Annotated in this window: 12 protein-coding genes; 9 read left to right on the top strand and 3 right to left on the bottom strand. The window is 42.8% G+C overall.

Annotated elements, in window-relative coordinates; all coding sequences use genetic code 11:
- The first annotated feature begins 237 nt into the window (after positions 1 to 237).
- The 3 genes from L4C44_RS03595 (at position 238) to L4C44_RS03585 (ending at position 2,487) form a co-directional block, all read left to right on the top strand.
- A complete protein-coding gene (locus L4C44_RS03595; protein WP_017059831.1) occupies positions 238 to 366 on the top strand; it encodes a hypothetical protein in 129 nt (42 codons plus the stop codon).
- 174 nt (positions 367 to 540) lie between these two features.
- Positions 541 to 1,152: an acyl carrier protein phosphodiesterase gene (locus L4C44_RS03590; protein ID WP_327784319.1), complete on the top strand. Its 612-nt coding sequence runs from the start codon at positions 541 to 543 to the stop codon at positions 1,150 to 1,152.
- Between the two features lie 57 nt (positions 1,153 to 1,209).
- Complete coding sequence (locus L4C44_RS03585; RefSeq protein WP_146491615.1) at positions 1,210 to 2,487, top strand: DEAD/DEAH box helicase; 1,278 nt, start codon at positions 1,210 to 1,212, stop codon at positions 2,485 to 2,487.
- A 132-nt stretch (positions 2,488 to 2,619) separates the two neighbouring features.
- Here L4C44_RS03585 and L4C44_RS03580 read toward each other — a convergent pair whose 3' ends face one another.
- Positions 2,620 to 3,366: a TetR/AcrR family transcriptional regulator gene (locus tag L4C44_RS03580; protein ID WP_146491614.1), complete on the bottom strand. Its 747-nt coding sequence runs from the start codon at positions 3,364 to 3,366 to the stop codon at positions 2,620 to 2,622.
- A gap of 150 nt (positions 3,367 to 3,516) precedes the next feature.
- On the opposite strand from L4C44_RS03580, the gene L4C44_RS03575 reads away from it, so the two are divergent.
- Genes L4C44_RS03575 through L4C44_RS03565 form a run of 3 tightly spaced genes read left to right on the top strand, consistent with a single transcriptional unit; the run spans position 3,517 to position 8,716 of the window.
- The gene (locus tag L4C44_RS03575; protein ID WP_327784318.1) at positions 3,517 to 4,605 is read left to right on the top strand and encodes an efflux RND transporter periplasmic adaptor subunit; all 1,089 of its coding nucleotides are present in this window, start codon (positions 3,517 to 3,519) and stop codon (positions 4,603 to 4,605) included.
- The gene (locus L4C44_RS03570; protein ID WP_285954512.1) at positions 4,605 to 5,660 is read left to right on the top strand and encodes an efflux RND transporter periplasmic adaptor subunit; all 1,056 of its coding nucleotides are present in this window, start codon (positions 4,605 to 4,607) and stop codon (positions 5,658 to 5,660) included. Before L4C44_RS03575 ends, L4C44_RS03570 begins: the two co-directional genes overlap by 1 nt.
- Positions 5,657 to 8,716, top strand: a complete 3,060-nt coding sequence (locus tag L4C44_RS03565; RefSeq protein WP_428804380.1) for an efflux RND transporter permease subunit — start codon at positions 5,657 to 5,659, stop codon at positions 8,714 to 8,716. The genes L4C44_RS03570 and L4C44_RS03565 overlap by 4 nt, the downstream gene beginning before the upstream one ends.
- Positions 8,717 to 8,947: 231 nt before the next feature.
- Here L4C44_RS03565 and L4C44_RS03560 read toward each other — a convergent pair whose 3' ends face one another.
- Positions 8,948 to 9,685 carry an EAL domain-containing protein gene (locus L4C44_RS03560; RefSeq protein WP_327784316.1) on the bottom strand — a complete coding sequence of 246 codons (738 nt, stop codon included), beginning with the start codon at positions 9,683 to 9,685 and terminating at the stop codon, positions 8,948 to 8,950.
- Between the two features lie 575 nt (positions 9,686 to 10,260).
- Positions 10,261 to 10,896: a hypothetical protein gene (locus tag L4C44_RS03555; protein ID WP_146491609.1), complete on the bottom strand. Its 636-nt coding sequence runs from the start codon at positions 10,894 to 10,896 to the stop codon at positions 10,261 to 10,263.
- 290 nt (positions 10,897 to 11,186) lie between these two features.
- Here L4C44_RS03555 and L4C44_RS03550 point away from each other — a divergent pair, with 290 nt between their 5' ends.
- The 3 genes from L4C44_RS03550 (at position 11,187) to L4C44_RS03540 (ending at position 12,691) form a co-directional block, all read left to right on the top strand.
- Complete coding sequence (locus tag L4C44_RS03550) at positions 11,187 to 11,432, top strand: DUF2164 domain-containing protein (protein ID WP_017059821.1); 246 nt, start codon at positions 11,187 to 11,189, stop codon at positions 11,430 to 11,432.
- Positions 11,433 to 11,585: 153 nt separating this feature from the next.
- Complete coding sequence (locus L4C44_RS03545) at positions 11,586 to 12,125, top strand: cytochrome b (protein WP_048660207.1); 540 nt, start codon at positions 11,586 to 11,588, stop codon at positions 12,123 to 12,125.
- Positions 12,122 to 12,691, top strand: a complete 570-nt coding sequence (locus L4C44_RS03540) for a YceI family protein (protein ID WP_128164231.1) — start codon at positions 12,122 to 12,124, stop codon at positions 12,689 to 12,691. Before L4C44_RS03545 ends, L4C44_RS03540 begins: the two co-directional genes overlap by 4 nt.
- Positions 12,692 to 12,755: the final 64 nt, after the last annotated feature.

Below are 12,755 nucleotides of genomic sequence, written 5' to 3'. Positions count from 1 at the left end.
ATGATCGGCTTCAAAATTTGTAGAGTAATTTGTTGTACTTGGTGTAAGGTGGCAGTACATATGTCGTTCGCGTATACCCCTTTAGCGTAAAAAGCGCTAATGATCGCGAGTAGCTTCAAGCTATGAATATGGAATGGGTAGAGTAGAGTGCTTTCATCAAAGTGACATAATATAAGTCCAAGATGGTGCACTAGTTAATCGGACATCATGTCCACACTAAGGAATAGAGGGGGCACTATGAGTGACCAATCTTACAATGACGAAAGTCTTGAGTTGTTAGATGCTATGGAAATTGGCATCGATTTATCTGACTATGAACAGACGGTTAAACAATTAGCAGAAGAACTTTTTAAGTCTTCAAACTAGGCGTTACCTGAACTAAAGGTTTCTGTAGTTCAACGTTCTCAAATTAAACAATTCTTAAACTGAGCAAATCTCATTCGCTCACACGTCATAACAAAACTATCCTCATTAAAGTTCGCGAAGATAAACGAGTACGTTTACCATGTTACTTAGTTCTCGATACTTTAATGAGGTTCAATGAACTTTCTCGCACACCTTCACATCGCCAAGCACTGTAACAGCAACTTAGCAGGTAACCTGTTGGGTGATTTTGTTAAAGGCGACCCCAATAAACAGTATTCGGATTCACTTTCTGACGGCATTAGGCTTCATCGATTTGTTGATAGCTATACTGATCGTCATGATGTATCTCGTTCTGCTAAATCGCTGTTCTCAGACCAAACACGACGCTTTGCGCCTATCGCACTCGATGTATTTTGGGATCACTGCTTAGCCAATCATTGGGCTCAGTTCTCGCAGCAGACATTAGAGCGTTTTTGTTTAGATAGCCATCAACAGATCTTTGAACATCAAGAGCTGCACTGGCCTGAGAATTTCATTACGATGCATCAAAAAATGGCAGAACAACGTTGGTTGGAAAGCTATCAGGACATGTCATCTATAGAGGTGGTATTGCAAAGAATGGCACTGAGAAGGCCTAAGCTCGGTATGCTCGAAGTATGTTACGATGACCTCGAGCGTCACTATAATACGTTGCAGTGTCACTTTGTTGAGCTTTATCCCAACGTTTTAGAAGAAGCAAAGCAGTTTAATGCGCTTCAAATGAAGAAAAATCAAAAGGAAAGGTAAACAGCGTAATGCAGGTTTGCTACAATCCGCGCCTATTTAATCTTTGAGCATCATACTATGTCTGAATCTACTAAATCTTTTAACCAACTAGGATTGTCTGAGCACCTTCTTGCTACGCTATCAGAGCTTAACTTTACGGCTCCAACCAGTGTTCAAGAACAAGCGATTCCATTGGTATTAGAAGGCAAAGACGTACTGGCTGGTGCTCAAACGGGTACGGGTAAAACGGCTGCGTTTGGTTTACCGATTATCCAAAGATTAATCGAAACAAAAGACAACGTTATTCCGAACCCTAAGCTCGTTCGCGCGCTTGTGCTAGTACCAACACGTGAACTCGCACAGCAGGTGTTTGACAACCTCACTAGCTACGCGAAGGGCACTGAAATTAAAGTGGTTGTAGCGTACGGCGGCGTTAGCATGAAGGTTCAAACGGATAACCTACGCGGGGGTGCAGATATTCTTGTTGCTACACCTGGTCGTCTTATCGATCACATGTTCACTAGGAACATCATGTTGAGCCATACAGAAGTACTGGTGCTAGACGAAGCAGACCGTATGTTGGATATGGGGTTCATGCCTGACATCAAACGTATCCTTTCTCGTATGAATGAAGTGCGTCAAACGCTGTTCTTCTCTGCAACGTTTGATAACAAAATCAAAGCGATTGCACATCGTATGATGCAGAAGCCAAGTGAAATTCAAGTTACGCCAAAAAACAGCACCGCTGAAACCGTAACACAGATGGTTTATCCGGTTGATAAATCGCGTAAGAGTGAACTTCTGGCTTACTTGATCGGTTCAAAGAACTGGCAACAAGTGCTGGTATTCACTAAAACTAAGCAGGGTACCGATGCGCTAGTAAAAGAGCTTAAACTAGACGGCATTAAAGCGGCATCAATCAATGGCGATAAGAGCCAAGGTGCGCGCCAAAAAGCATTGGATGATTTCAAATCGGGCAAAGTGCGAGCGTTGATTGCAACGGATGTAGCAGCGCGTGGTATCGATATTCAGCAACTAGAACAAGTTGTGAACTACGATATGCCATTTAAAGCAGAAGACTACGTTCACCGTATTGGTCGTACAGGTCGTGCCGGTAACAGCGGTTTGGCAATTTCATTGATGAGCCAAGACGAAGCCTACCTATTGGGTGACATTGAGCGACTACTGGATACACGCTTGCCTCAAGAGTGGTTAGATGGCTTTGAACCAAGCCTTGAAAAAGACCTTGCACCTGATCGCAGTGGCCGTAGCAAGAGTCGTTCATCGGAAAAACGTAAGATGAAAGCAAAGCTTAAGATTCATCAAAACCGTGGTAAAGCGAAAGCACGTCGCTAATTCTTTTGGCGGTTGATGCTTATCGCTTTATTGACGTGAAGGCATCAATCTAATCCAATATAAAAATGCCCCATTACTGTCATTCAGTAATGGGGCATTTTCGTATTAAGCATTGAATTTGAAGCAGCGTCTTTAGTGTTTACTTTGCTCGTGTTCGCATTTCCACACGCAAGGTACTTCATAAACTAGCTCTTCAATCGAACTTGGATTCAATACCCATTCATCACTGATATTGAACGTATTGATCATTTGCTTGTTGAACAGTTGCCAATGTTTTAACAACGCTTCTTCCGGTGTCGATTGCATGTCACCTTCATTCCATGTGCTTTCCATGAAAGGGGTTAGGCATACCGCTCCGTGTGCATACATAATCATTTGCCATTTAATTTCATAAATGTTGATCAAGTTATCTGGGTTCGCATCATTATATTCTTCTGCCAACATATTGATTTCTTTTTCGACATCACCAACATTGTCGATAAAGTAATCGACCAAGTTGTCTTTTTGGCGCACAGAGTCAGTGATAAGTTGCATTGGCTTACGTGAATGAATCATGTTGCTAAAGAGGCGCATGCTAAATAGATAAATAGTAATACTCGGCGCAACACCTTTTGGTAACTCTTCCATAATTTTAGCAATGTAAGACTGAAAATATTCGTGTAAACAATCGCTTATGGAGTGCCAGATCTTTTCTTTGCTACCAAAGTGATGGCGAATAAGGCTATGCGAGACGCCGGCTTTTTCACTGATGTTTCGCAGTGAAACGCTATCATAACCATGCTCACAGAACATTTCCGCAGCAACACTCATGATCAAAAATCGAGTCTCTTCAGCGTCTTTTGCGCTTCTTCTACCTTGTTTCTTTTCTGTCATCTTCATTTCACACATTTACCTGATTACCACATTCTACACTGTTTTTACTGAAATAAAAAATACTGCACAGGTGGAAAGTAAAGCTTGAGAATTATTAAATATTAAATATACTGCCCATCTGTGTAATAAATCATAATAATTAGATGGAGAAGCATCATGCAATCCAAGTTGTCTATTCAAGCCAAGGCGGGTAAGCAGATAGGACTGGCGTTTGCTGCACTATTACTCGCAAGCTCTTTGACCGGATGTAATAAGGTTCAGTCAGAAGAAACGGTTCAAGTTGTTAAGCCAGTCAAGCTGTTTGAGATCCCTCAGCAGACGGATATCGAGCTTGATAGCTTTATCGCAAAAGTGGATGCGACCGACCGTGCCGCACTTTCATTCCAAGTGGGTGGAGATATTGAAACGTTCTCTGTTCGTATGGGACAAGAGGTGAAGAAAGGCCAAGTACTCGCTGTGCTAGATGCAACGGACTATCGTATTGCGGTTGATGCAGCCCAAGCAAAATTTGATCTGGCGAACAGCCAATACAAGCAAGCGTCTGAGCTGTACTCGAAGAAGCTTGTAAGCACGGATTACTACGACCAAGCCGTAAACACCTTTACTGCCGCTGAAGTTGAGTTGGACCAAGCACAAACAAACCTTGGTTACACCACATTAGTTGCTCCATTCGATGGCGTGGTATCGATGGTGTTTGGTAAGCAATATCAGTTAATCGCTGAAAAACAGCCTGTACTTAATATTTTGAATCACAGCGAGATGGATGTGACTTTCTCTATCCCTGTATCAAAGCTTGAAGACCGTTCTATCCAAGACCTAACTAGCTCATACATGTGGGTTGTGATGGATAGCCACCGCGGCATTCGTATCCCAACGCGTTTTAAAGAGATCTCAACGCAACCAGACGAAGACACGAACAGCTACCAAGCGGTTGTGTCTATCGAGAAACCTGAAGGTATTAATCTGCTTTCTGGTATGACGGCACAAGTTGAAGTTCAGAAAAATAAGTTGGACTACGGTATTGGCATTGTTGATTCAGCTTGGCTAAGCAAAGAAGCAGATCACGGTGAACTGTGGCGCTACAACCCAGAGTCTCAATTGATTTCTAAAGTACAAGTCACCCTTGATGGTCAAGGCAAGGTTATTGAAGGCTTGTCTTCTGGCGACTTAATCGTAGAAGCGGGTGTCGATGTGTTATCTGATGGGCAACAAGTAAAAGCTTGGTTACGTGAGGGCGGTATTTAATGAACCTTTCCAAATTATCAGTTGTGGTTGTATCTGCGTTATTGCTTCAAGCCTGTAACAATGAAACCGACCACCGTGAGCAACCTTCACTTTTGGTTTCAACCTTTGAAGTGGGTGCGCCACTGACTGACCAATTCAGAAGCTTTAATGGACAGGTGATGCCTGCAGAACTCACACCATTGGCATTTAAGCTTGCTGGTGAGATTCAACAAGTATTGGTTGAAGCTGGTGACAACGTAGAAAAAGGCCAGCTACTGGCGACCTTAGACAACGCGACATACCTGCAAGATCTGACAGACGCTAAATCTCAATTCAAATTAGCGAGTAAGCAACTGGCGCGTGGTTCTGAGATGTTTGACAGCAAGATGTTGTCGCAATCGGAACACGATCAACTGACCGCTAACTATAAACTGGCATCGGCTAATTTGGCTGCGGCAAAGCGTAAGCTGAGTTACACAGAGCTTTTAGCACCATTTTCTGGCACGGTTTCAACCGTCGATAAGCAACGTTTCGAAAACACCATTCCGGGCGAAACGTTACTCAGTGTGTACCAGAACGACAAGGTGTATGTGCGAATTCAAGTATCAGATTCGATCTTAGCGTCTATCAGCCCAGATATGCGTTCGAATAGCTATCGACCTGACGCAACCTTTGGCGGCCACTCTGGAAAATACCCTCTAACGTATCTAGAGCACACTAGTGAACTGCACCCGCAATCTCGCACCTACGAGTTTTGGATGCAGATGCAACAACCTGAAAGTGAAATTTTACCGGGTACCAGCGTTACGGTAAATGTCGATATGGCAAAAGCGGGCTTGAGTGATGTTCAAGGTTACCAGTTGCCGATGACGACGCTACAAGCAGGCGCTGAAGCGAACCAATTTTACGTGTGGAAGATGGAAGACGGCCAAGCATTCAAAAGTGAAGTGGAAGTCGACAAGATCAGTGGCCAAGGCGCACTTATCGCGCATGGCGTCGAACAAGGTGAGTTACTCGTAAATTCGAATCTAAGAAAACTCCGTGACGGAATGCAATTGTCAGGAAAAGCAGAATGAACATCGCAGAATATTCAATAAAGAACAAAGTAATCAGCTGGCTGTTTCTAGTCATTTTGGCCATTGGCGGTGTGACGTCTTTTGGTAATCTATCCCGTTTAGAAGACCCAGCTTTTACCATTAAAGATGCAATGATTATTTCAACTTACCCTGGCGCTACGTCTATGGAAGTTGAAGAAGAGCTAACTTATCCGCTTGAAAAAGAGATAAGACAGCTTCCTTATATCGACAAGATCACTTCGACATCATCGAATGGTATGTCTCAAATTATGGTCAGCATGAAGATGGATTACGGTCCAGACGAGCTACCACAAATCTGGGATGAAATGCGTCGTAAGATCAACGATCTACAGCCAACGCTACCAAGTGGTGTTAATTCCGTTCAGATCATTGATGATTTTGGTGACGTATTTGGTGTGATGATCATGCTGACCGGTGATGGCTACGATTACGTTGAGTTAAAACAGTATGCTGATTACCTCACACGTGAAATCGAACTGGTTGAAGGCGTAGGCAAGGTAAGTATCGCAGGCGACCAACAAGAGCAACTGTTTGTTGAGATGTCACTGGAACGTTTAGCCGCATTGAACCTAGATATGTCGACGGTTACGTCACTGTTAGCACAACAAAACAGTGTGGTATCGGCAGGCGAGGTGATGCTGAATGGTCAAAGCCTAACGATCAAGCCTAACGGCACATTGAGCACGGTTGAAGAGCTAGAAAATCTAATCATTCATGGTCGTGACACTGGCAACCTGATTCGTTTGAAAGATGTCGCTGAAGTGACTCGCGGTATTCAAGAAAAGCCAGGCAATGTATTAACGTACAACGGCAAACCAGCAATTAACTTAGGTATTGCGTTTTCTTCAGGCGTAAACGTAGTAGAGATTGGTAATGCGCTAGATGCGGAACTAGACCGATTAGAAAGCATTAAACCTGCCGGTGTAGAGCTGAACTACTTCTACAACCAAGCGCAAGAAGTAGATAAGTCAGTCGCTGACTTCTTAATCAGCCTAGTAGAAGCGGTAGCTATCGTTATCATTGTATTGCTGTTCGCAATGGGCTTACGCAGTGGTTTGATTATCGGTTTGGTTCTTCTATTGACGGTATTTGGTACCTTCATATTGATGGACTACAACAATGTCGAACTGCACCGTATCTCACTGGGTGCTTTGATCATCGCGCTCGGTATGCTGGTGGATAACGCGATTGTTGTCGTTGAAGGTATATTGGTTGGCTTGAAGAAAGGTAAGACCAAGCTTCAAGCGGCAAAAGACATCGTGACACAAACGCAATGGCCACTATTGGGCGCGACCATTATTGCTATTACCGCTTTTGCACCTATCGGATTATCGAAAGATGCAACGGGCGAGTTCATGGGCTCATTGTTCTGGGTACTGTGTTTCTCGTTATTCTTGAGTTGGGTAACGGCGCTAACACTAACGCCATTCCTTGCTGAAATGTTGCTTCAAGAAGAAGACAAAGTCGATCAGAACGAAGACCCATACAAAGGTATTCTGTTCGTTATATTCGGTGCATCTCTGAAATTTGCATTGCGTTTTAGATGGTTAACTGTCGTCAGCATGATCGCTTTGCTAGCGGTGTCTGTGGTTGGTTTTGGTAAGGTGAAGCAGCAGTTCTTCCCACCATCAAATACGCCGATGTTCTACGTAGACATGTGGATGCCAGAAGGTACGGATGTACGTGAAACGATCAAGCAGACTGAAAAGGTTGAGAGCTACATTCGTCAAGAAGACGACGTAGAGTTTGTAACCACAACGGTTGGGCAGGGCATGCAACGTTTCGCTCTGACATACCAACCAGAAAAAAGCTACGAAGCGTACAGCCAGTTACAGGTAAGAACCACTGACCGTGACACCATGTTTAAGGTTCTAGCGGAGTTAGACAAAAACTTAGCGAATGAATTTGAGCAACCAACGTTCCAGTTCAAACTGATTGAATTCGGCCCGTCACCAGCTTCAAAGATTGAAGCGCGTATTATCGGTGCTGATCCTCAAGTATTGCGTAGCATTGCCGTTGAAGTCGAAGACATCTTGCTTGCCGATCCAGGCTCACGAAATGTTCGTCACGATTGGCGTGAACGCACTAAAGAGCTAGTGCCACTGTTTAACGAATCAAAGGCTCGTCGCCTTGGCATTTCAAAAACTGATCTGTCTGAGACGTTACAAATGGCATTCGGCGGTTACAACATCGGTTTACTGCGTGATGGTACTCATATGTTACCTATCGTTGCGCGTTTACCAGAAGAAGAGCGTTTTGACTTTGAATCACTGAACAATGTGAAGATTTGGAGCCCATCGCTACAAACTTACATTCCAGTTGAGCAAGTGATTGATGGTGTAGAGCTTCAATGGTCCGAACCACTGATTCAACGTCGCGATAGAAAGCGTACACTAACAGTACTGGCTGACCACGACGTACTTGGTGAAGAAACGCCGGCTAGCTTATTTGCTCGTGTTAAACCAAAGGTAGAAGCATTAGACCTGCCAGAAGGCTACAGCATCAGTTGGGGTGGTGAATACGAAAGCTCAAAAGATGCACAAGAATCTCTATTTGGTTCATTACCAATGGGTTACTTGCTGATGTTTATCATCACTATGCTTCTATTTAATTCGCTTCGTAAGCCACTTGTGATTTGGTTTACGGTACCACTTTCTATCATTGGTGTTTCGATTGGTCTGCTAGGGACTAATATGCCATTCAGCTTCACGGCATTCCTAGGTCTACTGAGCTTAAGCGGCATGATCTTGAAAAACGGTATCGTACTGCTTGACCAGATCAACACTGAACTCTCAACAGGTAAAGACCCATACTTAGCGGTTGTCGACAGTGCGATTAGTCGTGTACGACCGGTATCTATGGCAGCATTGACGACTATCTTGGGTATGATTCCCTTGGTATTCGATGCATTTTTCGGCTCGATGGCGATTACCATCATGGCAGGCTTAGGCTTTGCTACAGTACTAACGCTAATAGTAGTACCAGTGATGTTCGCTATTCTATATAGAATCAAACCGTCCACTGCGGGTTATTAGGGAATGATATAAAACAGATTCTTTTAAGCCAGCCCAGTCAATTTTGACTGGGCTTTTTTATGCGCGTGATTTTACGCAACATCGATTTAAGTAAACATCTGCATGCAGAGAAAACGATGTGAAAACCGCTACACGAACAAAGAACTTCGTTAATAAAGGAATGTGTTCAGTAACAGGTATTAAAAAGCCGCTAACCAGTGGCTAGCGGCTTTAAGAAGAGTAAGGGCGGTTTTAGATTGCTAAACGGATATCCAACTCAATCGGTTTAGGCATCGCTAGATGGTAGCCTTGGTACATGTCAAAGCCCAAGCTTTGCATTGCCGTGAGTTGATGCTCTGTTTCAATGCCTTCGATGACAGTCTTAGCGCCGATTTGCTTCGCGAGTTCTAGAACTAATTCCATTTCTCGTGTGTCACCTTGCTCAAAATCTAACATCACTGAGCGATCGATCTTAATGATATGAGGATTGATGTGGCGGACGCGTTGTTCTGTTGATGCTTGTGTTCCGAAATCGTCGACCGCGATTTGAAAACCATTCTCCGCAAGAGAGAGGGCTGCATCTTTCAAGCGCTCTTCACTTTCGGCATTCAGTTCGACCAATTCCATCACGATCTGCTCACATGAAAGGTTCAACTCATGAAGACGTTTTGCCAGAAGGCTGTCACTGACCTTTTCTGCAGCAAATAACTCACCAACGTTTGGAAGAACATTCAAAAACAAGTCTAAATGGCGGATATTCGATTGTGCGAAGTTACGGATATGGATAGCGCGACTCAGCCTTTCTACATTGATCTTGTCAGTGCATAAGGTATCGTCGGAATGGAAGAAGTGATCAGGACGAACAACATCCCCTTTGCTATTCGAAATACGCACCAAAGCTTCAACGCCTATCTGAGTCATTGAACTGTCAAATATAGGTTGATAGACACTTCTAAGTGTTAAGTCTTGATATTTCGCAATAAACTGCATATCGGCATCCACAGATATACAGCTAATAAATTCACTTCTGTCTGATAAAATCATAGTCGCTAATAAAGGTGTTTATTTAATGACGAAAATATACGTCATGGCTGTCACAATATTGACAGGTGTAAGTAAATTGTCAATTAATAAAAAATCATACGTAGGGTCAATAATTAAATAAAGATAATTAACGAAAAATCAGCATGATAAATGACATTAGTCATTAAATTTACTTATCATTCGCTGTGTTTGATAGTTGCTGTGAATTTAATGGCTAAGTAACGTCTCTCATATTAACCTCAGCCAATATAAGGCTATAACGCTGATACACCAGCGAAAAGTAGGGTTAAAGGCTTAGATTGTGGGGGAATGTCAAAGTTACAAAATGGAGGGACTAAGAGAGTTACACAGAAATGATATCTATCTCTCAAAATCGAGACGACGAGTACAACAACTATTAATAATTAAAACAGAAGGTTCGAATAATTAATGAACAGGGAATGAGTTTTCTTTTATAAAATATTGGGATGAAGGTCTAACAATTTACTTTAAATATTGAATGAAAAAGTTGACCCGTATTATCACTGCCATTGAAGTACCGCATAAAGTTGCAGGTATTTACGAACCAATTGTTGATTTACTGACCGTTTGAGTGGGTGGCCGAATTTAATAAAGCAAGGGCTGATTCTGAAATTGTTATTTAAATCGGAAGCGAATTGAGAATCACTCTCTCTTAGAGTGATGCCTTGCTGGCTGTATTCCGTTATCTCGTCTGGGAGTTCTCCCATCCACCAATGTAACAACTCACTACTGTTTTTACTTCGGCTTATCCAATGGTCGGAGACAATGATCAAAACGTCATTGGGCTGAATTGCGAATCCATACTCTTGCTGCCAGTTATGAATGTCTAACATCAACTTTTTACGACACGTTTTTCCCGCGCTCACCATATGATGGCTAATCATCCAAACGGTACCGATTTCAGAAGAGATTCGGAAGTGTCTAGGGTTTTCACCAGAAGAGAGCATTTCGAGTGGGCTGATGTTGCTTGCATGGTTAAAGCTAACAAAGGTGTGTTCCATTCGTCGGGCAAAGGCTTTACCGATGTGATGCTCACTGATCCCTTGGTTGTGCACCGTAGGATAATGACGCTCACAGAGTTTTAGACAATCGTCTTGAAACTGATTGACGCTTTTAATCACGAGATCTAATAACAATGAAGTCCCTTATACACAGTTACTATCTTATTGATGGGCAATAGTACGGTAATTAATGTGTCATTACCTATTGCCAAAGTGCGAGTTCTTGATCCCTCTATCAAAATTAGCGATTGCGGAGCGATTTTATGGATAGCACTGGCACTTCGCGGGTCTGTATTCTAAATTATGAGGAATTCTAATCAGTTAGAAAGACTATCTTTAGCTGCAAAGTTACAAGTGAGCTAGCTAGATTATAGTTTAGTCAGCTGTTCACGATGGATTTATTTACTCTTTACTTGGAAACATTCATGACAATTCAACTAGATTCGAAGCAAAAGTCTGAGCTCACCCATACTCTACAAAAATACCTGCAAGATGAACTCGATGTGGAGCTTGGCCAGTTCGACACAGAATTCTTGGTCGACTTCATCAGTAAAAAGTTTGGGGCGGTTTATTACAACAAAGGGATAGAAGACGCTCAAAAAGTGATGGAGCGTAAAATGTTAGATATCTCAGATGAGCTTTACGAGATCGAACAAATCGTTGAAATCTAACGCTTAGCCCAAACTTGTTCAAATAATTTGAATAACTCGTTTAATTTGAAATGATGTTACCAATGTAAAGCTTGGTAAATAATATGTTACACAAACTTGGTGTAGGGTACGCTTTTCAAAACTACACTACTCGTTAACATTCGGAAGAGATGCATGGACAACAACGTTAGAAATTACAACCCTTTAGCAAGAGCGATGCATTGGATCTCAGCACTCGCGATTTTTGGCTTATTTGGTGTAGGCCTGTGGATGGTTGATCTTTCATATTACAGCGAGTGGTACAAAACAGCACCAGATTATCACCGTTCGGTAGGCATTCTTTTGGCTGCCGTTACCGTTATTCGCTTGCTTTGGAAACTAGTTACCGCGTCACCTAAGGTGGAAGGGAAAAGCTATGAAGTTGCAGCAGCGAAGATCGCTCACGGCTTCATGTACATCAACTTAGCGGTTTTATTTATTTCAGGTTATTTGATTTCAACATCAGATGGCCGCGGGATCGAGGTATTCAATTGGTTCACTGTACCAAGTATGGGCGAACTGTTTGCAAACCAATCTGATCTCGCAGGTACGGTTCACTACTATGCTGCATGGGTACTGATCATTATGGCATCAGTGCACGCCTTAGCGGCGATAAAACACCACGTTATCGACAAAGACGATACGCTACGAAAAATGATAGGAGCTTCAAAATGAAAAAGTCAATTATCGCTACAGGATTAGCATTTGCTATGGCAATGCCTTTCGCTGCGAACGCCGCTGATTACGTGATTGATACAAAAGGTGCGCATGCTTCAGTTAACTTTAAAGTTAGCCACCTAGGTTACAGCTTTATCCAAGGTCGTTTTAACACATTCTCTGGTGATTTCTCGTATGACGCAAACAACGTTGAAGCATCAAAAGTAAACGTTGTTGTTGATACAACGAGTCTAGACTCTAACCATGCTGAGCGTGACAAGCACATCCGTAGCTCTGACTTCATTGATGCAGGTAAATTCTCAGACGCTACTTTTAACAGCACGAAAGTGGTTGATAAAGGCGATGGCAAACTTGAAGTAATGGGTGACCTTAAACTTCACGGCGTAACTAAGCCTATCGTTATCGAAGCTGAATTCATCGGCGCTGGTCAAGACCCATGGGGCGGTGAGCGTGCTGGTTTCGTTGGTACAACTCGTCTAGAACTTGCTGACTTCAACATTCCAGTAATGGGCGCTTCAAGCTACGTAGACATGGATCTACACGTTGAAGGTGTAAAGAAGTAATCTAGCTATTGATGATTGCTGCAGGTATCAATCTTTTATGTAGCACCAAAAGTTGAATCGATAC

The organism is Vibrio satsumensis (assembly GCF_050337435.1).
GTDB lineage: Bacteria > Pseudomonadota > Gammaproteobacteria > Enterobacterales > Vibrionaceae > Vibrio > Vibrio satsumensis.
Note: the sequence above shows the minus strand (reverse complement) of the source record. Positions and strands in the feature narration are given on the sequence as shown.